Raw genomic sequence first — 25,748 nt, forward strand, 5'->3', positions numbered from 1 at the left:
AACATCTTTGTCTATTAGTTTCAACAAAGAACTTACGCTTATTTTCTTTGGCATAATCAAGTTTATAAATCTAATATATGAAAATATTTCAATGAACTTTTGTCTTCCGAACACCTATGTTTTTAAAACCTTGCAGGATTACAAATTTCGATAATAATTAATACACTGTACGATCACATTCTCCACCGTCGGCTTATTAGCGATCACAATAGTAGAGCTTAAATCTTCAAGCGCCGCCGCTGTAGTAGAGCCAATGCAAAAGCAAACCGCATTCCCAATACTGTTCTCCTTCAGAAAACTCTCCACTCCTGACGGGCTGAAAAACAATATCCCGTCAAGCGGTGCATTTATCTTCTGCGGACTCAATACCGTTTCGTATACTTCAATTTCATCAACGCTTATCCCGGCATTCGCCAAAGCATCCGGCAGTGTATCGCGCCTCATGCTTCCTGAGAAGAACGTAAAGCTCTCGCCTGCATGCTCCTTTATAATAATCTCTGACAATCCTTCGGCGTAGTCGGCGAATGCCAAAACTTTAAATCCATCCTTTTCTATAGCCTCTTTTGTCTTACTACCTACGCAGAAAACAGCATGACTTTTGTAACTGCCTGCCTGCCCATTTTGCACAAAACTTTTAAAAGCATTCTGGCTGGTAAAGATGAGGTTTGGGCGTATATCGTTTAATTCGAAAGGCTTGTAACTGATGCTGATAAAGTCTGCCTCCAGTACTGCCAACCCGGCGTTAAGCAAGTACTGCTTATGATTGGGTTGCAGCTTTTTGGTAGAAAGTATCCGCATCGGTTATTTTTTAAGTTCGGCGCGGATTTTTTCCATTAGTTCTGCGCCGCCGTTCTTCAGTATCTCTTCCGCACATTCGCTGCCAAAATTCGAATAGTCTTCTCCTGCATGCAGCACTTTTTCAATATGCAGTCTTTCGGTCCCGTCTATCGAAAGCAGTACGCCTTCAAAGCGTATTTCGTTATCAAAATAAGCAGCTAATGCTCCTATAGGCGCCGTACAGCCGCCTTCCAGCTTTTTCAGGAACTGGCGCTCGATATGTGTTGCGATCTCGCTGGGCTTGTGGTTCAGTTGTGCCAATGCCGTTTGGCTGTACAGGTCATTTTCCATAGCGACCACTACCATTGCGCCCTGTGCGGGTGCGGGTATCATCCAGTCCAAAACCATGTGGTTTTCGGGTAGCAGGTTGATGCGTTCCAGTCCGGCAGCAGCAAAAACTGCACCTTCCCATTCGTTTTCGCTGAGTTTCTTCAAGCGGGTATTCACGTTCCCGCGAAGGTCAACCACAGTATGGTTCGGGTAGCGGTTAAGCCATTGTGCCTGTCGGCGAAGGCTCCCGGTAGCAATAGTGGCGGTATCGGTAAAAAAGTTATCGTTGCCTTTATGTACCAGTATATCATTCACATCTGCCCTTTCAAGGACTGCGGCTTGCACGATGCCTTTCGGCAATGCAGTAGGCACATCTTTCATCGAATGCACGGCAATGTCTACCTCGCCTTTCAGCATGGCAACATCCAGTGTCTTGGTAAAGATTCCGGTAATGCCGAGTTCGTAAAGCGGTACGTCAAGAATAAGGTCGCCGGTAGATTTTACGGCTACAATTTTGGTGGGATAGCCAAGGTGGTTCAGCTTGCGCTCCACGGTATGGGCCTGCCACAGGGCAAGCTCGCTGTCGCGGGTGCCTATCCTTATGGTTTTTTTCATTTTACGGAAGTTTCGATCCTGAAGACTTTCTCGATCCATTCGATGCTTTCATCCACCACGGTGTCGCGGTCTTTCAGGTGATTGGCAAAATGCGTGGTAATTTTGTGGATGATACGCTGACTGATGATCTCGGCCTGCTGTTCATCAAAATTACTTATTTTTTTGCGCTGGAAATCCAGCTCATTATCTTTTATCGTGTTTAGCTTTTCCTTAAGCGCATTGATGGTTGGTGCAAATTTGCGGGCATTAGTCCAGTCGTTAAATTCCTCAACAACTTCCTCAATGATCGCTTCGGCGGCAGGGATGTGCAGCTTGCGGTTTTCCAGGGTGCTGTCGGTAATTTTAGACAAGTCGTCCAGGTGTATTACAGTAACACCGGGCAATTCCTTCACATCATCATGCACATTTTTCGGAATTGAAAGGTCAAGGATAAGCAGTGGCTTGTTAAGCACCAATATATCTTTATCAATGGTCGGCATTTGTGCGCCTGTAGCAACTACCAATACATCGGCATTGGGGATCTCAAGGGGCAGCAGGTCATGGTCTTTCACGATAAGGTTGAACTTACCGGCCACCTTTTCAGCCTTCTCCCTGGTACGGTTGATGAGGACGATGTGCTCGTTCTTTGTATGCTTCACCAGGTTTTCGCAGGTATTGCGTCCTATTTTTCCGGTGCCAAAAAGCAGGATGTTCTTATTCCTGATATCGGCAACATTATTCATAATGTACTGCACCGATGCAAACGACACCGATGTAGCGCCCGAACTCAGTTCGGTCTCGTTCTTAATGCGCTTGCTGGCCTGTATCACGCTGTTTACAAGCCTCTCCATAAAAGCATTGGCGAGGCCTTGTGCTTTCGCTTCTGTAAAACTTGTCTTTATCTGGCTGATGATCTCGAAATCGCCGAGAATCTGGCTGTCGAGCCCTGTACCCACACGGAAAATGTGGTTGATAGCTTCGGTGTTTTTATATACAAAAGCAACACGCTGGAATTCCTCCACCGTGCCCTGGCTGTTATCGCAAAGCAGTTTTATCAGCTGGAACGGATGCTGTGCAAAACCGTAGATTTCAGTCCTGTTGCAGGTCGAGGTAACGATAAGGCTGGTAATGCCTTCCTCTTTGGCCTGCAGCAATACCCGGGCTTTGGCATCATTGCCTAAACTGAATTTTCCTCTTATCTCAGCATCGGCCTTTCTATAACTAAGTCCAATGGCATAAAAGTACTGATGCCTCGACGTATTGTTGTTCTCCATATTAGATACTTCACACTTCTTAAAAGTTTCACAAAAGTAATTTTAAGTATTTTTAAAAAGTAACGCTCAAAGTCCTATTTATATCGCTGTGGGATATTTTGCCTGTAAAATGCTTTTTTAATCTGAAATACCCTAAATTTGCAGTGAAATCAGTGCTTTGCAAAAGATTAGTTTAGAACAATTCTAAATAAAGCCGTGTCGTTTTTTTGCAATGGCATCAAAAAAAATACCGCTATGGGTTCTGTTGATGAGGTTATGATCGAGGATGGTTTTTATGTGTTGCGCTTTGAGAACAACAGCGACGAAACCACCCATTTTGAAAGGGAAGTGGATGTAGACCTTATCCAGTTCCACTTTGGGGTTAAGGGCCGTGCGAAGTTCATCTTCAACCAGGGGCGTTATGCGCTCGACCTTCGGGAAGAGTTATCGCTGTTCCTGTATAATCCGCAGAAAGAGCTGCCAGTACATCTGGAGATCGCGCCGCATTCGTGGGTTATTTCGATACTTATTTCGATTAAGAAATTCCACGGGTTTTTCTCAGAACAGGCAGACCATATACCTTTCCTGAGTACGGAGAACATCGACAAGAAATATTACAAAGACGAGAAGATAAATCCGTCAATGACCATAGTGCTGAGCCAGCTGTTCCATTTTAACCTGCACCCTTCTATCAAGAAATTGTATTTCAAGGGCAAGGTGTATGAATTGCTAAGCCTGTATTTTAACCGTTCGGAAGATACTAATATCGAGTCGTGTCCTTTCCTTGTTGATGAAGAAAATGTAATGAAGATAAGGAAGGCAAAAGACATCGTGATCGCCAATATGTCCGAGCCGCCGGGTCTGCAGGAACTCGCCGACCAGGTGGGTATCAACCTGAAAAAGCTGAAAATGGGCTTCCGCCAGATATACGGCGATAGTGTGTACAGCTTCCTTTTCGATTACAAGATGGATTACGCGAGAAAACTGCTCGATAGCGGGTCGTATAACGTGAATGAAGTAGGATTGAAAATAGGCTACAGCACGGCCAGCCATTTTATCGCGGCATTCCGGAAGAAGTTTGGCACAACGCCGAAGAAATATTTGATGAGTATGAATGAGAAGGTGTAGGAGGATCAGCCGCTTAGTCCTCTCCCCCGACCCCTCTCCCAAGGAGAGGGGAGCAACGACGGAGGAATACGCACTTACTCAGTCCTATAAGCCGTTTTAGTAAGCACGTCCGTCACCCTCTCCTTCGGAGAGGGCCGGGGAGAGGACTAAAAACAAAAGTTAAATAAAACAAACAAACCGCTCCTCGCATTGTTTTTGACAAGTTATGCAGGCGCAAACAAATAGAAGTAAAGTATGAAAGGAGTACTATTAGTTAATCTCGGATCGCCGGACAGCCCGGAACCAAAAGACGTAAAGCCCTACCTGGACCAGTTCCTGATGGACAAATATGTAATCGATGTCCCGTTCTTGCTAAGGGCATTGTTAGTGCGCGGTATCATTTTGCGCAAAAGGCCGGAGGAATCGGCGCATGCCTACAAGAAAATATGGTGGGATGAGGGCTCCCCGCTGATTGTGCTTTCGCAAAGGATGCATAAAAAAGTTCAGCAGAAAACGGATATGCCTGTATCCCTTGCCATGCGTTACGGCAAGCCGTCTATAGAGACAGGGCTTCAGGAACTTGCCGATAAAGGCGTTACCGAAGTGCTGCTGTTCCCACTGTACCCACAGTATGCGATGGCATCAACGCTGACTATTTTAGTACTTGCCGAAGAAATAAGAAAGAAGAAATTCCCGCAGATGACCTTTACCGATGTCCCTGCTTTTTACAACAAGCCCGACTATATAAAAGTGCTTGCGCAGTCTGTTAAACGCTCGCTGGAAGGTTTCGATTACGATCACCTGCTGTTCTCCTACCACGGCATACCGGAGCGCCATATCCGGAAAACGGATGTGACCAAATCGCATTGCAAGATAGATGGCAGCTGCTGTGTAACGCAGTCGGCGGCACATAAATTCTGCTACCGCCACCAGTGTTATGAAACCACAAGGCTGGTGGTAGAACAGCTCGGACTTCCCGAAGATAAATATTCGCTCACGTTCCAGTCGCGCCTTTCGGGTGACAAATGGCTGGAGCCTTATACCGATATCGAGGTAAATAAAATGCCGGCAAACGGAATTAAAAACCTCGCTGTGGTAACACCTGCCTTTGTATCCGACTGCCTGGAAACGCTGGAAGAAATTGCCATGCGTGCCAAAGAAGATTTCCAGGAGCGCGGCGGTGAAAAATTTCTTGCCATACCATGCCTTAACGACAGCGACGAATGGGTAGCTGTTGTGGCCAACTGGATCAACGAATGGGCACATGCTGAAACTCCGGTAGCATAATGGGAGTATCCAACGGCGATCTTGAAAAAAAAAGCATCAGCTCCCTGCTTTTAAAGCAATCGGTGCCTGCGTCCATAGGGATATTGTTCATGACCGTGAACGTGCTTATCGATGCTGTTTTTGTAGGCCGTTGGATAGGTTCATTGGCTATTGCCGCACTGTCGGTAGTAATGCCTATTACGTTCTTCATTTCTGCGATTGGACTGGCAATCGGCACAGGCGGTGGCTCCGTGCTTTCGCGTGCCCTGGGTGCCAATGATAAAGAAAAAGCCCTTAATACCTTTGCGCACCAGATCATGCTCACTTTTGGGCTTTCGTCGCTTTTTGTTGTTTTTGGTATTTTCTTCGGTGATGAAATTTTGTATGCCTTTGGTGCCAATGGTGGGATAAAGGAACCTGCCAAAGCATTCTTCCTGCCCATATTGCTTGCAGTTCCGTTCCAGGCACTGTGCATGATGGGCAATAACGTTATAAGGGCCGAGGACAAATCGCGCCACTCCATGATAGCCATGATCATATCGGCAGTTGCCAATATTGTCCTCGATATCGTTTTTATAAAGGTGTTCGACATGGGTATTTTTGGCGCGGCAGTAGCTACGGCGCTTTCCTTTTTTGCCTGTTTCCTTTATATATTATGGTTCTTTGTTTTTAGAAGTGAACTCCGCCTGTCGTGGAAAAACTTTTCTTTCCATAAGAAATTATCGGGCGAGATACTTTCCCTCAGCTTCGTCACTTTTGCGCGGCAGGGGGTTATCAGCCTTCTGGCGATATTACTCAACCATACGCTCTTTGCCTTTGGCGGTGAGCATGCCGTTACCGTATATGGCATCATCAGCCGGATGCTCATGTTTGCGCTGTTCCCCGTTTTGGGGATTACGCAGGGCTTCCTTCCCATTGCGGGATATAATTATGGCGCAGGTAATTATGGGCGTGTCCGCGAAACAATATCCACCTCTATAAAGTATGCCGGCGGACTCGCTATCATCATCTTTGTTGTCATACTCGTATTTGCACGGCCGATAACCGCTGTATTTACCACTGACCCCGAAGTGATCCGCGACACGCCGGGCGCACTGCGTTGGGTATTCGCTGCATCGCCTATTATTGCGGTACAGCTTATTGGTGCGGCCTATTTCCAGGCTGCCGGCAAGGCCACAAAGGCTTTAATGCTTACACTAAGCAAACAGGGTTTCTTCCTGATCCCTTTGGTATTAATTTTGCCGCAATTTTTTGGTATCTTCGGGGTTTGGGTCGCGTTTCCTATTGCCGATGTGCTATCCACAATAGTGACGGGGGTGTTTTTGAAGAAGGAAATGGCGGGGGAGTTGAAGAAATAGAAGAATATATAACTTTGTAAAATCAATTATATCATGACAGTTGAAGATAATATTAGGAACAACATAATTGACAAGCTGCTTACAATCTCAAATAAGGATTATTTGTCAGCACTTTATCAATTAATAAGCACAAGTAAAGTCAATGACGATGTTATCCAGCTTTCTGAATCGCAAATACTCATGCTAAACATGAGTGAGGAAGATATTAAAAATAATCGTGTAATGTCTCAAGAAGATTTGGATAAAATGGATTTAGAATGGCTAAAAAGTCTGTAACCTGGACCCAAACTGCAATACGACAGCGTCGGGATATTTTAAAATATTGGAATGAAAAAAACCATTCATCAACGTATGCAGAAAAACTAGTTTTGCTCATTAAAGATCGCGTTAATTTCATTGTCGAAAATCCAGATGCCGGAAAATTGACAAGCCATTTAGATACAAGGGAGGCGGCGATGGGAAATTTCAGTATTTATTATAAAATAACTGAAAGCACTATATACATTATTGCTTTTTGGGATAATCGACAAGACCCTGATAAATTGGCAAAAAAACTCCTTGAAGCATAATGGAATACTACAACTACATAAAATCCCTCCACCTCATTTTCGTGATCACCTGGTTTGCCGGGCTGTTTTATATTGTGAGGCTTTTCGTGTACCATATTGAAGCCAACAGCAAGCCATCACCGGAAAAGGAAATTCTCACAAAGCAGTACCAGCTGATGAGCTATCGCCTATGGTACATTATCACGTGGCCATCGGCAATACTGGCGACTATTTTTGCCATAACACTACTGGTACTTATGCCGGGCTGGCTAAAGGAATCATGGATGCATGTAAAGCTGGGATTCGTATTGCTACTTATACTGTACCAACTGAAATGCCACCAGATATTTAAGCAATTGCAGCGCGGCGAGGTAAAATACACAACAGGCTTCATGAGGCTTTGGAACGAAGGCGCAACGATCATCTTATTTGCAGTCGTGTTTTTGGTGATACTGAAAAATGCGGTCAACTGGATATACGGTGTCATCGGCATCATCCTTTTTAGTATCTTGCTGATGCTGGGCTATAAATTTTACAAACGCATCAGGCAGAAAAACAATTCCTGAAACGGATGAACGAACGCTTCAAAATAAAACGCTGGTCGCTTCGCACGAGGATTTTCATGTCGATGATACTCATCACGCTTTTTGCGTCGTTCCTTATTGCTATTGTAGCGGTTTACCAGTTTAAAAAAGAAGCCAGGGATTACAACGAGGACCGCCTGGAACGGAAAGAAGCCGCCATAAAGGCGCACATGAACTACGTGCTTTCTACCACAACCTACCCGATGACCGCCGAAAACCTGCCGCTTATTTTCAGGGAGCGCATACACGAACTGTCCAACATCCACGGCATGGAAATCAATATTTACGACCTTAACGGGCATTTGCTGAAATCATCCAAGGCTGCCTTTTCGGTAGATACGATCAACAGTAACATACCTCCGAAAATACTTAAAGTTTTGCGCTCCATAGCCGAAAAGCGCTTTGTGGACCAGAAAGTTAACGACGGAAAAAAAAGCCGTTCCTCCTACAGCTATATCAAGGATAACAAATTCAAGCCCCTCGGCATCCTGAACCTCCCCTATATTGAAGACGACGGCTATTATGATAAGGAAACCAATAATTTCCTGATGCGTTTTGTCCAGGTATATTCGTTCATGCTCCTATTATCGGTCATCATTGCTTATTTCCTCTCGAGCTACATTACCAGATCTATCAAGGAAATTAGTGAGCGCATTAAGGAAACCCGCCTGAATGAAGTGAACGAAAAGATAGACATGGGCGACTCTCCGCAGGAAATAAGCCTACTCGTAGATGCCTACAACAACCTTATAGAAGACCTTGACGAAAGCGCCATAAAACTCGCACAGAGCGAACGGGAACAGGCCTGGCGCGAAATGGCCAAACAGGTGGCCCACGAGATTAAGAACCCGCTTACCCCTATGCGCCTTACCGTGCAGAGCTTCCAGCGGAAGTTTGACCCGGCCGATCCCAACATTAAACAAAAACTTGATGAATATTCAAAGACGCTGATACAGCAAATCGACACGATGAGCTCAGTGGCTTCGGCATTCTCGAGTTTTGCATCCATGCCGGCACAGCAGAATGAGACACTTAATGTGGTGAAGATCGTACAGCTGGCACTGGAAATATTCAACGAGAATTATATCACGTTCCATAGCGATGAACCGTATATCATTACCAGGATGGACCGCACGCAGCTCATCCGAATAATAACAAACCTTGTAAAAAATGCCACGCAGGCCTTTGATGAAAACCAGCATAGCCCAACTGTTGATGTCCGGGTCTATCGTGAAGGCGACAAGGCGATGATCATGGTAAAAGATAACGGCAAGGGTATTACCATAGAAAACAAAAACCGTATTTTTGAACCGAAATTTACTACCAAGACGAGCGGAATGGGGCTTGGGCTTGGCATTATAAAGAACATTGTAGAAAATTACCACGGCACTATAACCTTTGAAAGTGAGCCGGGACAGGGCACTGCTTTTTTGGTAACACTGCCCATCACCGCACCCGAAGGCAACGAAATGGAAACAAACGAGAAACCGATATAACTATGAACTACGAAAACATACTCGCCGAAAAAGACAACGGCATTGGGCTGATAACCATCAACAGGCCAACGAAGCTTAACGCGCTTAACAGGGCGACGATACTCGAACTGAATGAAGCATTCACCGCTTTTGATGCTGATAAAAGCGTAAAAGTTATTATTATAACGGGCAGTGGCGAAAAGGCTTTTGTGGCCGGCGCCGATATTGCCGAGTTTGCAGACTTCAATGTGGAAGAAGGCGAACAGCTTGCCGCACTTGGTCAGGAATTGCTTTTTGACCTGGTACAGAATCTGGGTACCCCGGTTATCGCAGCTATAAATGGCTTTGCGCTTGGCGGCGGACTGGAACTGGCTATGGCGGCACACTTCAGGGTGGCAAGCGACAATGCAAAAATGGGCCTTCCTGAAGTATCGCTTGGAGTGATACCGGGTTATGGCGGTACGCAGCGCCTTCCGCAACTGGTAGGCAAAGGGCGCGCCATGGAAATGATCATGACAGCAGGTATGGCAAATGCCGATGAAGCAAAAGCCTACGGATTGGTAAACCACGTGGTAACGCAGGCAGAGCTTATCGACTTCTGTAAAGGCATTGCCGCCAAAATAATGAAAAATTCATCAGTGGCTATTGCCAATGCCATAAAGGCGATCAATGCTAATTATGAAGATGGTATAAACGGCTACAATACAGAAATCAGGGCTTTTGGAGAATCATTCGGTACTGCCGATTTTAAAGAAGGCACTACTGCATTCCTTGAGAAAAGGAGAGCGGAGTTTCCGGGGGAATAATTAAAAATAGCGTAATTATACAAGAGGTTCATAATGAACCTCTTTTCATTGTCGGAAACTATAAATGATCATGTCGTATAATCAAATGCTTGTACCATAAGGAATTATAACGATATATTCCTTAGAAGTCATTGCGGTAGTTGGAATAAAATTGAGTCTTGTGTTTCGATTTCCCTTTTCTTTGCCAGATACCGGGATTGTTACGCGATATTTTAGAAACAGTTACGGATAGAAAATGGAGGAGATTTTTGAAACATTCAAGCCCAAAAACGACATAATTAAAAATTATGTTGACTATTATTATTTGGATATTAAACCAAATAACCGTTTTAATGAATTCAGATGCTTTCCTCATTTCAACAATACAATTTCGCTCTATAAATCTCATGTTCTTTTAAAAAGAGGAGAAATGACATTTGACGAAAAGGCAAAGCCATTTCAAATATTTACGCCAATTCGTGAAAAAATCTTAGATATAAAACAATATGGAAAAGTTTACAGAATTGTAATTGTATTTAATCCACTAGGAATTCAACAATTTTATAAAAATGTAAATTTCACAGATTATATCACAGATTTTGAGTTTTTTACGAAAGATGACCTGGAAGAAATTTTCTCAACTACTAATACGGATATTTTAACCGATATGCTAGACAAGTTTTTAGAAAATAGGTTCGCACCATTTGAAAACCCGGTTTTAAAACAATCCATTCAATATATTTTCGAGGATTATGAAAACTTTTCGGTAACTGAACTTTCCAATTCTATCGGAATCAGCCGGCAGCATCTTAACAGGGTTTTTCAATCTCATTTAGGAATTTCGGTTAAAAAATTTCATGAAATAGTTGTTTTCAGGCAAACAATAAAGAAAAAACTCATTGAGGATCCTAAAAAAAATTTTACGGAACTTGCCTATGAGTTTAATTACAGTGACCAGTCTCATTTCAATAAAGCTTACAAAAACCTAACTAATAATTCGCCAAAATCATTTTTTAATAAAGGCACAATGCTGGGAAAAGAAGATACCTTTTGGCATTTGCAATGAATCTGGCGGAGTTCCATTTTTACAAGTTTTTGAAATCCTCTGTATGTATCTTGTGGGCTCAAAATCCCACTATTATGAGATATTACATAACATTAATTTTCATTTCATTATGTTTTCATGCAGAAGCCCAGGAAGACTACGCTACATTAACCCAACAGGCACTGGAAACGATGTGGAAAGCCAAAAACGAAGCGGACTATCAAGAAGCTTTGGATATGTATGAGAAAGCCTTTAAAATTTATCCTGACAGTATTGACGGGACAGGATTATATAAAGCATCTGTACTTGCTTCTGAACTAAAGAAATACGATAAAGCATTTGAATACCTGGTCCCTCTGGCAAAAATGAAAACCGATGAAGACGGTTATCCGGGATGGAGTTATATTGTGGGAGAATATTCAGAAAGCGAATATAAAAATTTGCTTTCAGACCCAAGATGGGATATGTTGAAGTTAAAAGCCATAATAGATAAAAAAGAGTTCTATAAAGAATTACAAGAAAATGAAGATGAATTTTATAATGTGGCCGAAAGTCATCAAACAAAAGTCGATAAATCAAGAATTTTGTTTGATGAAATCAAAAATTATAATCCTTATATCGAAAAAAAGCATCGGGACTATTCTATCTCTTTCAAAATCAATGACTCCACAAAAACGTCATTTTTCATTCATTTGCCAAAAAAATATAATCCCGAAAAGAAGTATGCACTACTCGTTTTTTTACACGGGGCAGTACGAAATAATGCGCTTGCAGATTTTCAAAATGCAGATAGTAATTTAGGCGATTGGAATAGATATTATACAAAATATGCAGAACAAAATGATGTGATTTTAGTTTTTCCAAAAGGGAGCAAGCAATACAATTGGATGGCACCCGATGACGGATTTTTTATGATTCCCGAAATGATAAAGCAAATCAAAAAGGCAATTAATATAAATGACAATAAAGTTTTTATTTCCGGACATTCCAACGGTGCGACAGGCTCATTTTCTTATTTAATGAAGCAACCAATACAGTTTGCAGGTTTTTATGGTTTCAACACGTATCCTAAAGTTTTTACCGGGGGAACTTTTGTTGAAAACATAAAAAATCGTTCTTTCATCAATTTTTCAACGAATGAAGATTATTATTACCCTCCAAATGCAAACGATGATTTAGCGAAACTAATGCATGGGATAAATGCTGATTACAAAGAATATCGTTACAACGGGTTTCCACATTGGTTTCCAAAATTTGACGAATCAGAACCGGCTTATCAAATTCTTTTTAATGACCTGATAAATCGAAATAGGAATCCATTTCCAAAAGAAATTTCCTGGGAATTTGATGATGAAAAATATGGAAGTATTGATTGGCTAACAGATATAAAACTCGATACGCTAAAGCCAAAAGCAAATTGGCATCAAAACAGGAACTTTAAAATCAATAAATGGCTCGAATACGATGAAAACGATAGTTTGATAATCAAAACTGTAGATAAAAATGCTTTTGATTTTCCAAGAAAATCTGGAAAAATAAAGGCGCAATATGAAAATAATATTTTTCGAATCGAAACATCCCGTATCAGCTCTTTCAAAATTTACATTTCGCCTGAAATGATAAATCTGGATAGAAAAGTGAAAATTTACATAAATGGGAAATTATATTTCAACAAAAAAGTAAAATATAACGCAGGATTTATGCTACAAAGCTTTGAACAAAATAATGACAGAGAGCAAATATGGATAAACTGTATCGGGTTAAAAATATAGAAACATTGCATAATAACAGTTTACATTAAAAGAGTTTTATACATGAAGCAAAACAATTATGGGCTTCTTTCAGATAATCACTAACCTATAAAATTGCCCGGACTTTGTCGAGTCCGGGCTTTTTATTGCTATTTTCCTTTTTCCCTTTCCTTCAGTACATACTCCCGAATGGGCATGCCATCAATAATGACATCTTTAAGTACACAATTACCGCCTTTCACAGCTACAACTGCATAGGCAGGCCTTGCAACAGTATCATTGTTATATTCGGTATAAGCCAGTTCGGCTTCGTAAGCTTTTCCCTCTTCCATATAAAAGCGGTCAAAAGGAAAATCGATATTCATTTTACCATCATACACCGGCCTGGCCTTACCCATGAAATAGTCGTTCGGAGTGTCGAGCGGCTGGTGTGACATGTTGGTCACATAAGCAAAACCTTCAGCATCGGTCTTAATATACACATAAGCTTCCTCTCCATATTTCCAGTCTGTATTATCGATATTGACCGATGAACTTTCGAAATCGAGCGTTATATATTTCCCTCGAAAAGGATCGGAAGGATCTATAGGGCGTGTCCTGAATTTGTATTCTGTCCCGTGGCTCGCGGTCATTTCACTGTCGTAAACCATTTTTAACGGAATGGCGAGCTGTGCCAATACGGTAAGTGCGAAGCCTGCTATCAGGAATTTTTTATTTGGTAATTTCATGGTCTTTCTTTTTTCGGATGAGTAAATAATTGGCAAAGAAAAATCCGGCACCTACAACTACAAACAACAGCCCGCGAATGGCAAAGGACATATCGGTATCGAAAAAGCGGCAAATAATGAGTGCCGACACGATAACCAGTCCGAAGTTGAGTACAGGAAGGTTGAACTGCAATGCGCCTTTACGGATAATGACCGTACCAAGCCCAAGCACCAACAGGTTGGCGAGCACCGTTGTGAACAAAGGTTCAATCAGGCCAACAACATAAATAGCCGGGAAAATGATGGTCGCAATAAGGAAGGGGTCGAAACGCCTCAGGGCATTCGTTCTTACAATAGCGATATACAGGCTGATGGCAAAAAAGGCAACTCCTGCAGGAAGTGTATTAATACTAAAAGAAGCCCTCATACCGCTATCCACTTCCCAGAATATTTTGGAGGAAGTTATCAGCAGCAGAATCAGGATCCCTAATTGTGACACGAACGTAAATCCGTTCGACCGCAACGAATGCTGTTTAATGGCAGCCAGCTGGCCAATGCTGTACAGCATCCCGAAGAACGCAACGTAGATCGCCGCATTGAATTTGTAGGCATCATCCAGGAACATCGCGAGCGCAATAGCACCGCTCACGGGCAGGGCAAGGTTCAGGAAAGCAGTAATACCACTAACAGGCTGCGATCGGTGCCTTTCGATATAGAAAGGGATAAAGGCAGCGATAAAGAAAAGGTACATCCACGGCCTGCCGTTGGTTTCAGAACTCCATTCACAGGCATACCAGGTAGAAAATACGATATGTAGCAATGCAAGTGCATTAGACCTCAAGATATAGATCAACGGGAGGCAAAGCAGTGTCCAGGTACACAGGTAACTGCCCAGGTTTCCGGGGATATTGTATATCTGTGCCACCAAAGCAATTGATGCGCCTACGGCAAAAAAGAGGAGCACACCTGCTGGTTCCTTCCACCGGGCCTCTTTTTTTGCGATGATAGTGTAGGCTGTCAGCCCCTGGAATGCGATAAGCGGCAACAGGGCGAGCATTGTTTTTATGCTTTTCGGGAAAGTATCCCAGTTGTGTGCAAAGATCAGGATGATACCAAGGCCGGTAAGTACTGCACCAATTACACCGAATATGGTTAGCAGGTTGTTTTCCCGGGGCACCTTTTTGGAAGCGTAATAGGCCTCTATCCTTTGTGCGGTATCGGAAGTGATGATGTCGTTCACCACCAGTTCCGGTAGTTCTTTTAATATAGTTTTCATAGTAAAGCTGGTTTTAGTTAATAAAAACCCCACAGCCCTCACCGGAGTGAGAACCATGGGGTTACCGCTAAGCGTTAGATATTTTGTGCTTCGGCCTGTTTCAGGTCGCGGGTATTTTTCTGTACGGCAATGGAGGAAAAGAGGCTTAGCGTAAATGCCATTGCAAAAAATCCTTTCTCACTCAGGAGCAGGTCGGCGTTCCAGAGGCCGATGATGAGCAGCACAACTGCGGCTATGGTGGTAAACCAGCTGATGCCATAATACAGGTCGGTTACCGGTATGCCCTCCATGCGGTCGCGAACACTTTTTTGCACGGAGATTACCGAGAACAATCCGAACAATAGTATAGTAAAATAGTACCCTTTTTCGTTAAGCTCCATTTCAGCATTAAAAAGCCCGATACAAAAGGAAGTCATCCCTATGAGCAACGCCATCCATGAGGCGCCCACAAAGGCAGGGCTCGGTTTTAGCGTCATCACGCCATTAGCAATCGTTTCTTTTTTCATAGTTTCGGAAGTGGTAGCTTCCTGTGGTTTTAGCGGTTCCATAATTTATTGTTTAAAATTATAAGACAAATCTCCGCCAAAAAAGAAAGCTATGAAATCCAATTTTAATTTAAAACTGACGATATAAAATATAAATATTGTTATTTTTGAAGTATAAAAATATTGCAATGAACAGCCTTTCCGATATTATAAACTTAATGAATGAGGAAGAAAAACAATCATTTAAAGCGCATCTTCGCGCACGTAACAAACGCGATGATGTGCACAATATAAAGCTGTTTCGTTCAATAGAAACTGATGATATAAATTTAGAAGAAAAATTTCTGAAAGGCAAAAAGAACAGTGATGCCTATCATGCGCTTCGCAAAAGGCTGTATGATACGCTGGTCGATTTTATGGCGAACCGCGCTTTTGAAAAAGGCACGTCCGAACCGCACGAAGTCCTTCGCCTTATTGTGGTAAGCCGCCTGTTCTTTGAGCACAAGCTGTATAAAGCCGCTTTTAAATGCCTGGCTAAAGCTGAACTAAAAGCCAGTAAGCTCGACCACTTCAGCCTGCTCAACGAGATCTACCAGTTGCAGGTGCAGTATGCCCATTTTAACCCGGCGCTTCCACTTGAAGAGGTTATTGAAAAATATAAATCCAACCGCCAAATGATGGAGCGCGAGGAAAAGCTCAATATGGGGTATGCACTGCTACGAAAGGAACTGGCCGAAATATACCACAAGGGTAAGGTGGTCGATTTTCGGTCGGTAGTACGGACGACTATGGAAGCGCAGGGCATTTCGCTGGACGATATCCTTTCTTTTAAATCATTGTATCAGATATTATTCATTGCCAATGAATATGCCTCAATGAACAGTGATTTCAGCCTTGTTGAGCCTTTTACCAAAAAAAGTTATGCTTTTATTGCAGCAAAGGAAGATAAAGCAGAGGGGCAGCTGTATTACCACATTTATATTTTGTACCTGCTGGCCAATATGCATTTGCGGAATCGCCGGTTTGCCGAATCAAAAGAATATCTTGATAAAATGCTCATACAAATGCAGAGGCAGTCGGGCAAATACTACAGCCGTTTTATATTGAGACATTCGCTGCTCTTTGCGCTCAGTGAGAATTATTCAGGGGCATGGCAGCCTGCAATGGAACTTGCAGATAAAGCGCTCAAAACCGCAACCGCCAAATCTGATCCGACAGATGTAAACGACCTCCGGATGTGTGCCGTTATCTTTTGCCTCCAACAAAATGATAAAGATGTCTTTAAGCACCTAAAATTATTTGCCCATTCCGATGCGTGGTACGAAAAGAAAATGGGAATGGACTGGGCCATCAAAAAAGGCCTGGTCGAGATATTGGCCCATGCACAATTCGAGAATACGGAATTCGCGCTTTCCCGCCTGAAAAGCTTTAAGCGGCGTTATAAAAAGTACCTTACCGATGTAAAGGAAGAAAGGGTAATGAACTATGCCCTGCTTGTGGAACGCTACCTCCTGAAGCCTGAAATAGCAAAGCACCCCGATTTTTCTAGGGGTATCCTTGCACTGAAGGCCGGTGTCGCGCAGGAAGATATCTTTGTGCTCAGTTTTATGGCGTGGCTTTTGGCGAAAGCAAATAAGAGGCCGGTGTACGAGGTGATATTAGAGATGATGAGATAGCCTGTGTCATTATAAACGCAGCTTGCTGAGTGAAGAATCTCTTTTGGTAACGTAAATTTTGAGATTCTTCCTTCGTCAGAATGACACAGCGCACCCTGTCATTCTGAACGGAGCTTGCGGAGTGAAGAATCTCTTTTGAGAACTTAAATTTATTAGATTCTTCCTTCGTCAGAATGACACGTCGCACCCAGTCATTCTGAACGCAGCTTGCGGAGTGAAGAATCGTTTTTGATAACGTAAATTCATGAGATTCTTCCTTCGTCAGAACGATACAGCGCACCCTGTCATTCTAAACAGAGCTTGCGGAGTGAAGAATCTCTTTTGAGAACTTAAATTTATTAGATTCTTCCTTCGTCAGAATGACACAGCGCACCCTGTCATTCTGAACGTATCTTGCGGAGTGAAGAATCTCTTTTGATAAAGTAAATTTCCAGATTCTTCTTTCGTCAGAATGACACAGCGCAACCTGTCATTCTGAACGGAGCTTGCGAAGTGAAGAATCTCAAATCTCATCATTTAAAAATTTCCAACCCGGATTGAAGTCGTCAATAAGTTTATTTTTCTTTTCCCTTGTCCAGCCTTTTATTTGCTTTTCACGATCAATGGCAATTTCGACATCCTGATATTGCTCAAAATAAACTAAATAAAAGCATTTATATTTTGCTGTAAAGGCTTTGGAATGAGGCTCAGGATTTCTGTGATAATAAATCCTTTCTTTCAGTTCATTGGTGACTCCGGTGTACAAAACAGTTTTTACTTTATTAGTAAGCATATAAACATAATAATTATGTGTCCCTAAAGTTTTATACATAAAGATAATAAGTTTTGAGATTGTTCCTTCGTCAGAATGACACAGCGCACCTGTCATTCTGAACGGAGCTTGCGGAGTGAAGAATCTCTTTTGATAAAGTAAATTTCGAGATTCTTCCTTCGTCAGAACGACACAGCGCACCCTGTCATTCTGAACGGAGCTTGCGGAGTGAAGTATCTCTACAGTAATATTGTTTTCAAAAGATTCTTCCTTCGTCAGAATGACAAAGTACACTGAAAACTGTGACTGAAAACTCAAAACTATCTTTCCCCCTTCCACTCCGCATAAAACTGTTCCAAAAAGCCTTCCATATACTGATGGCGGTCTTCAGCAATCTTTTTGCCGGTAGCGGTATTCATCCGGTCTTTTAGCAACAGTAGCTTTTCATAAAAATGGTTGATGGTAGGCGCTGTGGTGCTTTTATATTCCTCTTTATCCATATGGAGGTTGGGTTCAATAGCAGGGTCGTACAGCGCACGGTTTTTAAACCCGCCAAAGTTGAAAGCGCGGGCGATACCTATAGCTCCCAGTGCATCCAGCCTGTCAGCATCCTGTACAATGCTGAGTTCTATGGAGTCGAATTTCTTTTCGAAGTTGCCGCCTTTAAATGAAATATTCTCAATGATATTTACCACGTGGATGATGGTGTCCTCTGCAACACCCTGCGCCGAAAGGAATCGCCATGCCAGTGTTGGCCCCACGGTCTCGTCCCCATCGTGGAACTTGCTGTCGGCAATGTCATGCAGCAGCGCACCAAGTTGTACTGTCAGGATGTCGCAGTCTTCGCCTTTTGCGATAAGCAGGGAATTGTTGTACACGCGCTCGATGTGGAACCAGTCGTGGCCGCCCTCGGCGTTGGCAAGCTGTGCTTTTACAAAGGCTATGGTGATGTCGACGAGGTTGTTCATAAGTAGATTATTTCACGTACAAATTACATTAATTTTTATGAATTTATAATGGTCGTTAACTGAGATTTAATTACTGAACTCAGATTTTATATGTTTAAGGAGCTTATTTACCATTCAAACCTATCGGTGTAGGGTTGATTTTTCATGTGATTAAACTCTGAAATCTTCGACGTTTTAAGTGTGTACACATCCAGTTTCCAAATGGCAGGATTGTCTGACCATGGGTCGGTGAGCAGCTGTATAGTTTTGTTATCGGCCTGCCTCATCTTAGTTACCCACCTTAAGTTGGGATTCGTAAGATGCGTTGTTTTACCTTGCATCCAAATCAATACAGAATCCCCGGCGACAATACACCAATTATCGTTTACGTCGATCAGTCCACATTGTGTGTCGCCGTAAAGTGAGCCAATTTCTTCAATCAAATTACTGTCTTTTCGAATAATATACGCCCGTTCATATATATGTCCTACGACAAGGTTTTGTGTTTCAGCCAATATATGAATGTCATCCAGGTTCATGTACGTAATTTAATTTGTGAATTTCGGAAAAAAAATAAAGCTGCCCTAAAGCAGCTTCAATATTATTTTACCAATGCGGGTGTTACCCATTTGAAGATATACGATTCTTCGGGTATCACAAGCCTTTCGGAGATTCGTGCCATACGGTCCGGCAGCTTCATCAGGAAGTCGCGGGCTTTTTCGGCCTCTGCAGTTAACCCGCTGATTTTATCTATCTGCCATTTTTCGATAAGCTTTCGCAAAATATCCACATAATCATTGGCAGTATATACACCTATGCGCTGTGCCGAATCGGAGAACTGCTCAAACGCCTGGCCTATGTGCTGCCCGGATTCCCTAAGGAAGTGCGCCGGCATGACGATCTTTTGCTTCATCATGTACTGGAACGCAAGCATCATTTCGCTCGGGTCTACCTGGAAAATGCGGTTGATGAACTCGCTATAGGCCTGGTGGTGGCGCATCTCGTCGCCTGCAATAAGGCGGCATGTTTTGGATAATTTATTATCACCATATTTTTTTGCCAGCTGCGACACACGGCTATGCGACACGTAGGTAGCAAGCTCCTGGAAGCTGGTATATACAAAGTTCTTGTACGGATCGCGCCCGGTGCCAATGTCAAAGCCATCGTTTATAAGGTGCTGGGTGGTCATTTCCACTTCGCGCATGTTTACACGGCCCGACAAGTAAAGGTACTTGTTGAGCACATCGCCATGGCGGTTCTCTTCGCCGGTCCAGCTGCGTATCCATTTGGACCATCCGTTCCCGCCTTCTTCCACCTGGTTGATGCCTTCCACATCCATCAGCCATGACTCATAAGTTGGCAGTGCTTCTTCAGTTATAGTATCACCTACCATTACAACCCAAAAGTCATAAGGAAGGTCTTTGGCAATCTCGCGGAGTTCTTTCACATCGTCGAAAAAGCCTTCGCTTTGCGTGTCGGGCAGCAGGTCCGTAGGCTGCCAAATTTTTTCTACAGGGATGAGGTAGTCATCAACAAAGGTATTTACATCCTTTTCGAGTAGCTGCATCACCTCAAGCCTAACGTTCTGTATAGACATAATTTTCTAATTTTTTATTCCTTGTATCACTGCGTTCTCTGTGCGCTCCATCACTTCTGCAAAAGGAATGTTTTTTATAGCAAAAGGTTCTTGTATTGTAAATGTCAATTGGTTGCCCAGGCCTAATGGAAATTGCCCAAAGCGAACCATCTTCCATGAATTATTTATACTTATAGGTACAATATAAGCAGAAGGGGCGTATTTACAAAGTATTTTAAGGCCATTTTCGGAAAAACGTTTCGGTACTCCGTCCTTGCTGCGTGTTCCTTCCGGAAAAATAACCGCAGCCCTGTTGTGTTTTTCAATATATGCTCCCAAATCTTTTATAACCGGGATCGACTGTTTAGGATCTTTCCTGTCTATCAGAACGTTACCGCCATGCCTTAAATTGTAGGACACGCTGGGTATTCCTTTCCCCAGTTCTTTTTTACTGATAAATTTGGGATGGAATTTCCGCATGAACCATATTATCGGAGGTATGTCATTCATGCTTTGGTGGTTAGCCACAATAATGAGCGGCACCCCTTTAGGAACTGACGATAAATTGCTGAACTTACAGGTTGTGCCCAAAAATAGCGAGGTATGTACAAGGAAAAAATTTAGGTAGTCAACGCTTTTTTTATGGGCCTGGTAGCCGAATACATTATGGCACACCCACTGTACAGGATGGAAAATGACCAGGAAGAGCCCGAAAAAAAGGTAATAAATTATGGATAGGGGATAGGATAGTATCTTTTCCATGTATCGTCTTAAAAATTCGCGTAAAAGTAAACCCTTTTTATGGAATACGAAAAAGTTTTACTATGCAGGCATAGCTGATGTGACGAATATCACTTTTCTATAGAGTTATCTGTGCAGTCATTGCGAGGAGGAACGACGAAGCAATCTTTCCACATTACAAACTAACTGCCACCCGGGAAGGATTGCTTCGTCGTTCCTCCTCGGATGACGATGCGCAAGTGTGTGCCATAAAAAACAAAACCACGCTGATTGGCGTGGTTCAATATAATATTCAGGATTCGCTGTTAGCAAAATTCCTCGTAAGCGTCTTTCAGATTTTCTGCGATCAGTTCAGCAGGACGGCCTTCAATATGGTGGCGCTCCAGCATGTGTACCAGCTCACCATTTTTGAATAATGCCATACTTGGTGATGATGGAGGGAAAGGGAACATTTGTGTCCTTGCCTCATCTACGGCCTCTTTATCTACACCGGCGAAAACCGTAATAAGGTGGTCCGGTTTTTTAGCGCCGTCAAGGCTCATCTTAGCGCCGGGACGTGCATTACGCGCCGCACAGCCGCAAACTGAATTTACAACCACAAGGGTAGTACCTTCTTTAGACATCGCATTTTTTACCGCATCGGCTGTATATAATTCTTCAAAGCCTGCGTCAGACAGTTCTGCGCGCATCGGCCTTACTAATTCTTCTGGATACATAGTTTCAATTAATTAATAATTCAGTACAAAGATATATAATTTCCTTCTAACTTATAACGGCAATATTTTTTATTACAGATTAGTTATTCTTTTAAAAAGCGCCTTGATAAACAGTGCTTTCGGACATTGCCAAATCACTTTCAGCTCTTCGGCAAAAGATGTTTCCTCATCAAGGAATTTAAATACCGGCGCTGCCTTTCCCGACCTGAACATTGCCGAAAATATTGTGCCTCCCATAAGGTTCTTTACTGATAATATATCAAGAAGCAGCAGGTCGTAAAACCAAAAACGGTTTCTTTTGTAAAGGCCGGTAAAATCTTTCTCCTTTAAAAGATAGGTTATGAGTTCATCGGATTTCTTGTCGGCATTTCGAAAAGTATAACCTGTACTGGCTTTTGTCCACCCACCTGCTGACCCAATATTCAGGATATTCTTAGTATTGTTTTCCCAAAACGGGTAGGAGGTCATGGGGATGCTTCCTTTTTCTTCAGCAATAACACTGTATCCGGAAGTGCTGAGATTTTTAAGGTATTCTTCAATGGCCTGCTCATATTCCTCAACGGGCAACAGGTCTTTAGAAAATAATGTATATTCTACAATGGCCTCATCTTCAGCAAAAGGAAGTACATACATAAACCGTGTGTTACCTTTTTGGGGAATGCTGAAATCCATGAATGTAGGTTTTGCGGGGTCGAAAACCGGGGCATTCGTCTTTACATGCCAGCCTATGAAGTGCTGTTGCAAAATCGGGTATTTATTTTGCGATGCCGGAAGTTCACGATTGTAAATACTGTTGAACAGCCTGTTGCAGGTATAACTTTCAGTTGCGGTCTCTACCAATACATTTGTCCCTGCATCTTTATAATCAATGACTTTTTGGTTGATGAATTCAATGTTGGAATGCTTTCGCAATTCAGCAAAAACAAAATTATAAAAGTCGATCCCGCGAATCATTTTGTACTGATATCCGCCAAAATCAAGGTCAGTACTTCGTGTTTCATTGGCAAAGCGCGCGGTATCCCATCTTCTGTATATAATGGTATCCCATATACTGTTGTCTTTCTGCCAAAAACACCAGGTGCGGTCGTTTTCCTGCTTCGCATTATAATCCAGCAGCAAAATGTCCTTATTGGCAAATTTTCCGCTAATAGCCATTTTGTATGCCGTCATTAATGACGATAGTCCCGAACCCGCAAAAATATAGTCATAGTGCTTCATCAATTCCAAATTTAGTTCATTTGGCAGAACTTTAGCATCTTTATTTTTAGTCTAACCTAAAAACTATTTTATATTTGTGTATAATTTATATGTAATGACCTATTCTGAAGAAAACTATCTCAAGGTAATTTACCATTTGTCCCATAATGCAAACAAAGGTGTTACTACAAATGCCATTGCCAATGTTATGGAAAGCAAGCCATCTTCGGTTACGGATATGGTGCAGAAGCTGGCCGACAAGGAACTGGTAATTTATAAAAAATACCAGGGGGTAGAACTGACGGATAAAGGTAAATTCACGGCCCTCATGATCGTGCGCAAGCACCGCCTGTGGGAAGTTTTTCTTCTGGAGAAGCTTAATTTTTCATGGGATGAGGTACACGATGTAGCCGAACAGCTGGAACACATCAAAAGTGAGAAGCTGACCGACAAACTCGATGAGTTCCTCGATTTCCCTACCGAAGATCCGCACGGCGACCCGATACCCGACCGCAACGGGAAGATAGCGAAAGTTGATAAGAAACTGCTTTCGGAAATGGGAGTCGGCAAAAAAATGATATGTGTAGGGGTAAAGGACAGCTCCCCGCCGTTCCTGCAATACCTGGACAAGCAGCAGATAGCCCTTGGCTCTGCCATAGAGATAGTAGGAAAGGAAGATTTCGATATGTCGCTAACCCTTCGCCTTGACAATAAAGAAGTTACCGTTTCCAATAAAATTGCCGCTAACCTGTTCGTAAAAACCGTATAAATGCAGCACACCAATAGTAACAGCCATTCGCTGGAAGAAGTACACGAGTCGGTAGCCGTAGGGCAGAATACTTCGGTGTGGAAAAAGATACTCGCATTCTTTGGCCCGGCCTACATGATAAGCGTGGGTTATATGGATCCCGGCAACTGGGCCACCGATATTGCTGGAGGAAGCCAGTTCGGTTACACGTTGCTGTGGGTATTGCTTATGAGCAACATCATGGCGCTGCTGCTGCAAAGCCTTAGCGCCCGACTTGGCATCGTAAGCCGCCGCGACCTTGCTCAGGCGTCACGCGAAACCTATTCCAAAGGTGTAAACTATGTTTTATACGGCCTTGCCGAAATTGCCATTGCTGCCTGCGACCTTGCCGAAGTACTGGGTATGGCTATCGGACTAAAATTATTATTCGACCTGCCGCTGCTATGGGGTGTGAGCATAACTATGTTCGATACCTTCCTGCTGCTGTTCCTAATGAATAAGGGCATAAAGAAGATGGAAGCCTTCATTATCGGCCTTATCGCGATTATCGGCCTCTCCTTTTTAGCTGAAATGTTCTTCGCCAAACCCGACCTTGCCGAAGCCGCCAAAGGGCTTATTCCATCAATTCCGAGCAGTGCCGCGCTGTATATCGCTATTGGTATTATCGGGGCAACGGTGATGCCACACAACCTCTACCTGCATTCTTCGCTGGTGCAGACACGAAAGTTTGACCGTACTTTTAAGGGGATAAAGCAGGCCATACGCTACAACTTTATCGATTCATTCATTGCGCTAAATATGGCGTTTTTCGTGAATGCCGCCATACTTATACTTGCCGCTGCGACCTTTTATACCAATGGCTTTCATGAAGTAGCCGACATACAGGATGCGCACAAACTGCTGGAACCCATGCTTGGCTCCGGATGGGCGGCGCCGCTTTTTGCACTGGCACTTATAGCCGCCGGGCAAAGCTCAACCATTACGGGAACACTCGCCGGGCAGATCGTTATGGAAGGCTACCTGAACCTGCGTATACAGCCGTGGGTACGCCGCATTGTAACACGCCTTATCGCTATTGCGCCTGCCTTCCTTACCATACTATATTTTGGCGAAGAATCTACAGGGGAGCTGTTGGTGTTTAGCCAGGTGATCCTCAGCCTCCAATTGGGATTTGCTATCATACCGCTTATCCATTTCGTCAGCGACAAAAAGAAAATGAAGGAGTTTGCCATTGGTAACGTTACTAAAATTGCTTCCTGGGCGATAGCGCTGGTTATTGTATCGCTCAATGCCAAGCTGGTGTATGACGAAATATATTCATGGCTTACCACTTCCGAAAACCCTGTGTACATTTGGGTATTCGTAGTGCCATTGGCATTGGCTGCCGCCGGATTGCTGGTTTATATCATCGTTGAGCCAATTATTGCGAAACAACGGGACAGTGCCAAACTGGTTCCGCACCAAAACCAAATGACCCTGAAAGACCTTCCGCAAAGGCAGGTGTACCGCAATATCGCCCTCGCCCTAGATTTCTCAAAAACCGACACCCGCAGTATTTCCAGTGCCTTGCAGCTGGGCGGGCAGGAAGCGCAGTATACACTAATCCATATTGTGGAGACCGTCGGGGCTATGATACACGGCGACCAGGCTGAGGATTATGAGACCAACAGCGACATGGAATACCTTGTAAAATATAAGGAAAGCCTGGAGGAAAGGGGTTACTCCGTAAATATCAGGCTCAACTTCGGGAGCCCTAAAAAGCAGATTCCGCTTATCATCAACGAAGGTAATTTCGATATCCTTATCCTAGGCGCACACGGCCACAACTGGATGAAGGATATCATTTTCGGGACTACGGTTGATGCGGTACGGCATAAGGTTAAAATCCCGTTGCTGATAATTAAGGATTAACGTGACTCCTGCAAGGTCTTCAAGACATAGGTGTTCGGAAGACAAAAGTTCATTGAAATATTTTCATATATTAGATTTATAAACTTGATTATGCCAAAGAAAATAAGCGTAAGTTCTTTGTTGAAACTAATAGACAAAGATGTT

26 protein-coding genes are annotated in these 25,748 nt (G+C 43.1%); 13 read left to right on the forward strand and 13 right to left on the reverse strand.

Going from position 1 to position 25,748, the window contains the following annotated elements:
* Nucleotides 1–138 precede the first annotated feature (138 nt).
* From AAEO56_RS19025 to hemA, 3 genes are read right to left on the reverse strand one after another with little or no spacing between them, the layout of a single operon-like run.
* Complete coding sequence (locus AAEO56_RS19025; protein WP_341698668.1) at nt 139–798, reverse strand: uroporphyrinogen-III synthase; 660 nt, start codon at nt 796–798, stop codon at nt 139–141.
* 3 nt (nt 799–801) lie between these two features.
* The gene (gene hemC, locus AAEO56_RS19030) at nt 802–1,722 is read right to left on the reverse strand and encodes a hydroxymethylbilane synthase (RefSeq protein WP_341698669.1); all 921 of its coding nucleotides are present in this window, start codon (nt 1,720–1,722) and stop codon (nt 802–804) included.
* A complete protein-coding gene (hemA, locus tag AAEO56_RS19035; RefSeq protein ID WP_341698670.1) occupies nt 1,719–2,975 on the reverse strand; it encodes a glutamyl-tRNA reductase in 1,257 nt (418 codons plus the stop codon). Before hemA ends, hemC begins: the two co-directional genes overlap by 4 nt.
* Nucleotides 2,976–3,209: 234 nt before the next feature.
* Between hemA and AAEO56_RS19040 the strand changes: the two genes are divergently transcribed.
* The 10 genes from AAEO56_RS19040 to AAEO56_RS19085 all read left to right on the forward strand — a co-directional run bounded on the left by AAEO56_RS19040 (nt 3,210) and on the right by AAEO56_RS19085 (nt 12,894).
* Nucleotides 3,210–4,082: a helix-turn-helix transcriptional regulator gene (locus AAEO56_RS19040; protein ID WP_341698671.1), complete on the forward strand. Its 873-nt coding sequence runs from the start codon at nt 3,210–3,212 to the stop codon at nt 4,080–4,082.
* Between the two features lie 234 nt (nt 4,083–4,316).
* On the forward strand, nt 4,317–5,348 hold the full coding sequence (hemH, locus tag AAEO56_RS19045) for a ferrochelatase (RefSeq protein ID WP_341698672.1): 1,032 nt from the start codon (nt 4,317–4,319) through the stop codon (nt 5,346–5,348).
* Nucleotides 5,348–6,685 carry an MATE family efflux transporter gene (locus AAEO56_RS19050; RefSeq protein WP_341698673.1) on the forward strand — a complete coding sequence of 446 codons (1,338 nt, stop codon included), beginning with the start codon at nt 5,348–5,350 and terminating at the stop codon, nt 6,683–6,685. Before hemH ends, AAEO56_RS19050 begins: the two co-directional genes overlap by 1 nt.
* Before the next feature lie 33 nt (nt 6,686–6,718).
* A complete protein-coding gene (locus tag AAEO56_RS19055; RefSeq protein ID WP_341698674.1) occupies nt 6,719–6,961 on the forward strand; it encodes a hypothetical protein in 243 nt (80 codons plus the stop codon).
* Nucleotides 6,943–7,254 (forward strand): type II toxin-antitoxin system RelE/ParE family toxin, encoded by a 312-nt coding sequence (locus AAEO56_RS19060; RefSeq protein ID WP_341698675.1) that lies wholly within the window; start codon nt 6,943–6,945, stop codon nt 7,252–7,254. Before AAEO56_RS19055 ends, AAEO56_RS19060 begins: the two co-directional genes overlap by 19 nt.
* Entirely contained in the window at nt 7,254–7,799 is a 546-nt protein-coding gene (locus AAEO56_RS19065; RefSeq protein ID WP_341698676.1) for a CopD family protein, read from the forward strand. Before AAEO56_RS19060 ends, AAEO56_RS19065 begins: the two co-directional genes overlap by 1 nt.
* Nucleotides 7,800–7,804: 5 nt before the next feature.
* Nucleotides 7,805–9,313: a sensor histidine kinase gene (locus AAEO56_RS19070; RefSeq protein ID WP_341698677.1), complete on the forward strand. Its 1,509-nt coding sequence runs from the start codon at nt 7,805–7,807 to the stop codon at nt 9,311–9,313.
* Nucleotides 9,314–9,315: 2 nt separating this feature from the next.
* A complete protein-coding gene (locus tag AAEO56_RS19075) occupies nt 9,316–10,098 on the forward strand; it encodes an enoyl-CoA hydratase/isomerase family protein (RefSeq protein WP_341698678.1) in 783 nt (260 codons plus the stop codon).
* Between the two features lie 409 nt (nt 10,099–10,507).
* Nucleotides 10,508–11,143 carry a helix-turn-helix domain-containing protein gene (locus AAEO56_RS19080; RefSeq protein WP_341698679.1) on the forward strand — a complete coding sequence of 212 codons (636 nt, stop codon included), beginning with the start codon at nt 10,508–10,510 and terminating at the stop codon, nt 11,141–11,143.
* A 74-nt stretch (nt 11,144–11,217) separates the two neighbouring features.
* Nucleotides 11,218–12,894 carry an alpha/beta hydrolase-fold protein gene (locus AAEO56_RS19085; RefSeq protein WP_341698680.1) on the forward strand — a complete coding sequence of 559 codons (1,677 nt, stop codon included), beginning with the start codon at nt 11,218–11,220 and terminating at the stop codon, nt 12,892–12,894.
* A 128-nt stretch (nt 12,895–13,022) separates the two neighbouring features.
* Here the strand turns inward: AAEO56_RS19085 and AAEO56_RS19090 are convergent, their stop codons facing one another.
* The 3 genes from AAEO56_RS19090 to yiaA all read right to left on the reverse strand — a co-directional run bounded on the left by AAEO56_RS19090 (nt 13,023) and on the right by yiaA (nt 15,362).
* The gene (locus AAEO56_RS19090) at nt 13,023–13,601 is read right to left on the reverse strand and encodes a GDYXXLXY domain-containing protein (RefSeq protein WP_341698681.1); all 579 of its coding nucleotides are present in this window, start codon (nt 13,599–13,601) and stop codon (nt 13,023–13,025) included.
* Nucleotides 13,585–14,856 carry a DUF2157 domain-containing protein gene (locus AAEO56_RS19095; RefSeq protein ID WP_341698682.1) on the reverse strand — a complete coding sequence of 424 codons (1,272 nt, stop codon included), beginning with the start codon at nt 14,854–14,856 and terminating at the stop codon, nt 13,585–13,587. The genes AAEO56_RS19090 and AAEO56_RS19095 overlap by 17 nt, the downstream gene beginning before the upstream one ends.
* Nucleotides 14,857–14,930: 74 nt before the next feature.
* Entirely contained in the window at nt 14,931–15,362 is a 432-nt protein-coding gene (gene yiaA / locus AAEO56_RS19100) for an inner membrane protein YiaA (RefSeq protein WP_341698694.1), read from the reverse strand.
* Nucleotides 15,363–15,529: 167 nt separating this feature from the next.
* Between yiaA and AAEO56_RS19105 the strand changes: the two genes are divergently transcribed.
* Complete coding sequence (locus AAEO56_RS19105) at nt 15,530–17,017, forward strand: hypothetical protein (RefSeq protein WP_341698683.1); 1,488 nt, start codon at nt 15,530–15,532, stop codon at nt 17,015–17,017.
* Between the two features lie 502 nt (nt 17,018–17,519).
* Here AAEO56_RS19105 and AAEO56_RS19110 read toward each other — a convergent pair.
* The 7 genes from AAEO56_RS19110 to AAEO56_RS19140 form a co-directional block, all read right to left on the reverse strand.
* Nucleotides 17,520–18,107, reverse strand: coding sequence for a GIY-YIG nuclease family protein (locus AAEO56_RS19110; RefSeq protein WP_341698684.1), 588 nt, complete (start codon nt 18,105–18,107; stop codon nt 17,520–17,522).
* Entirely contained in the window at nt 18,089–18,736 is a 648-nt protein-coding gene (locus AAEO56_RS19115) for an HD domain-containing protein (protein WP_341698685.1), read from the reverse strand. The genes AAEO56_RS19110 and AAEO56_RS19115 overlap by 19 nt, the downstream gene beginning before the upstream one ends.
* Nucleotides 18,737–18,843: 107 nt before the next feature.
* The gene (locus AAEO56_RS19120) at nt 18,844–19,254 is read right to left on the reverse strand and encodes a hypothetical protein (RefSeq protein WP_341698686.1); all 411 of its coding nucleotides are present in this window, start codon (nt 19,252–19,254) and stop codon (nt 18,844–18,846) included.
* A gap of 62 nt (nt 19,255–19,316) precedes the next feature.
* Nucleotides 19,317–20,312 (reverse strand): acyl-ACP desaturase, encoded by a 996-nt coding sequence (locus AAEO56_RS19125; protein WP_341698687.1) that lies wholly within the window; start codon nt 20,310–20,312, stop codon nt 19,317–19,319.
* 6 nt (nt 20,313–20,318) lie between these two features.
* Nucleotides 20,319–21,053 carry a lysophospholipid acyltransferase family protein gene (locus tag AAEO56_RS19130; protein ID WP_341698688.1) on the reverse strand — a complete coding sequence of 245 codons (735 nt, stop codon included), beginning with the start codon at nt 21,051–21,053 and terminating at the stop codon, nt 20,319–20,321.
* 284 nt (nt 21,054–21,337) lie between these two features.
* On the reverse strand, nt 21,338–21,748 hold the full coding sequence (locus AAEO56_RS19135; protein ID WP_341698690.1) for a BrxA/BrxB family bacilliredoxin: 411 nt from the start codon (nt 21,746–21,748) through the stop codon (nt 21,338–21,340).
* 72 nt (nt 21,749–21,820) lie between these two features.
* Nucleotides 21,821–22,966 (reverse strand): lycopene cyclase family protein, encoded by a 1,146-nt coding sequence (locus AAEO56_RS19140; RefSeq protein WP_341698691.1) that lies wholly within the window; start codon nt 22,964–22,966, stop codon nt 21,821–21,823.
* 94 nt (nt 22,967–23,060) lie between these two features.
* On the opposite strand from AAEO56_RS19140, the gene AAEO56_RS19145 reads away from it, so the two are divergent.
* The gene (locus AAEO56_RS19145; RefSeq protein WP_341698692.1) at nt 23,061–23,714 is read left to right on the forward strand and encodes a metal-dependent transcriptional regulator; all 654 of its coding nucleotides are present in this window, start codon (nt 23,061–23,063) and stop codon (nt 23,712–23,714) included.
* Nucleotides 23,715–25,604, forward strand: coding sequence for an Nramp family divalent metal transporter (locus AAEO56_RS19150; protein ID WP_341698693.1), 1,890 nt, complete (start codon nt 23,715–23,717; stop codon nt 25,602–25,604). It abuts the gene before it with no gap.
* Nucleotides 25,605–25,748: the final 144 nt, after the last annotated feature.

It is taken from the genome of Flavobacterium arundinis (assembly GCF_038289855.1).
Taxonomy (GTDB): Bacteria; Bacteroidota; Bacteroidia; order Flavobacteriales; family Flavobacteriaceae; genus Flavobacterium; species Flavobacterium arundinis.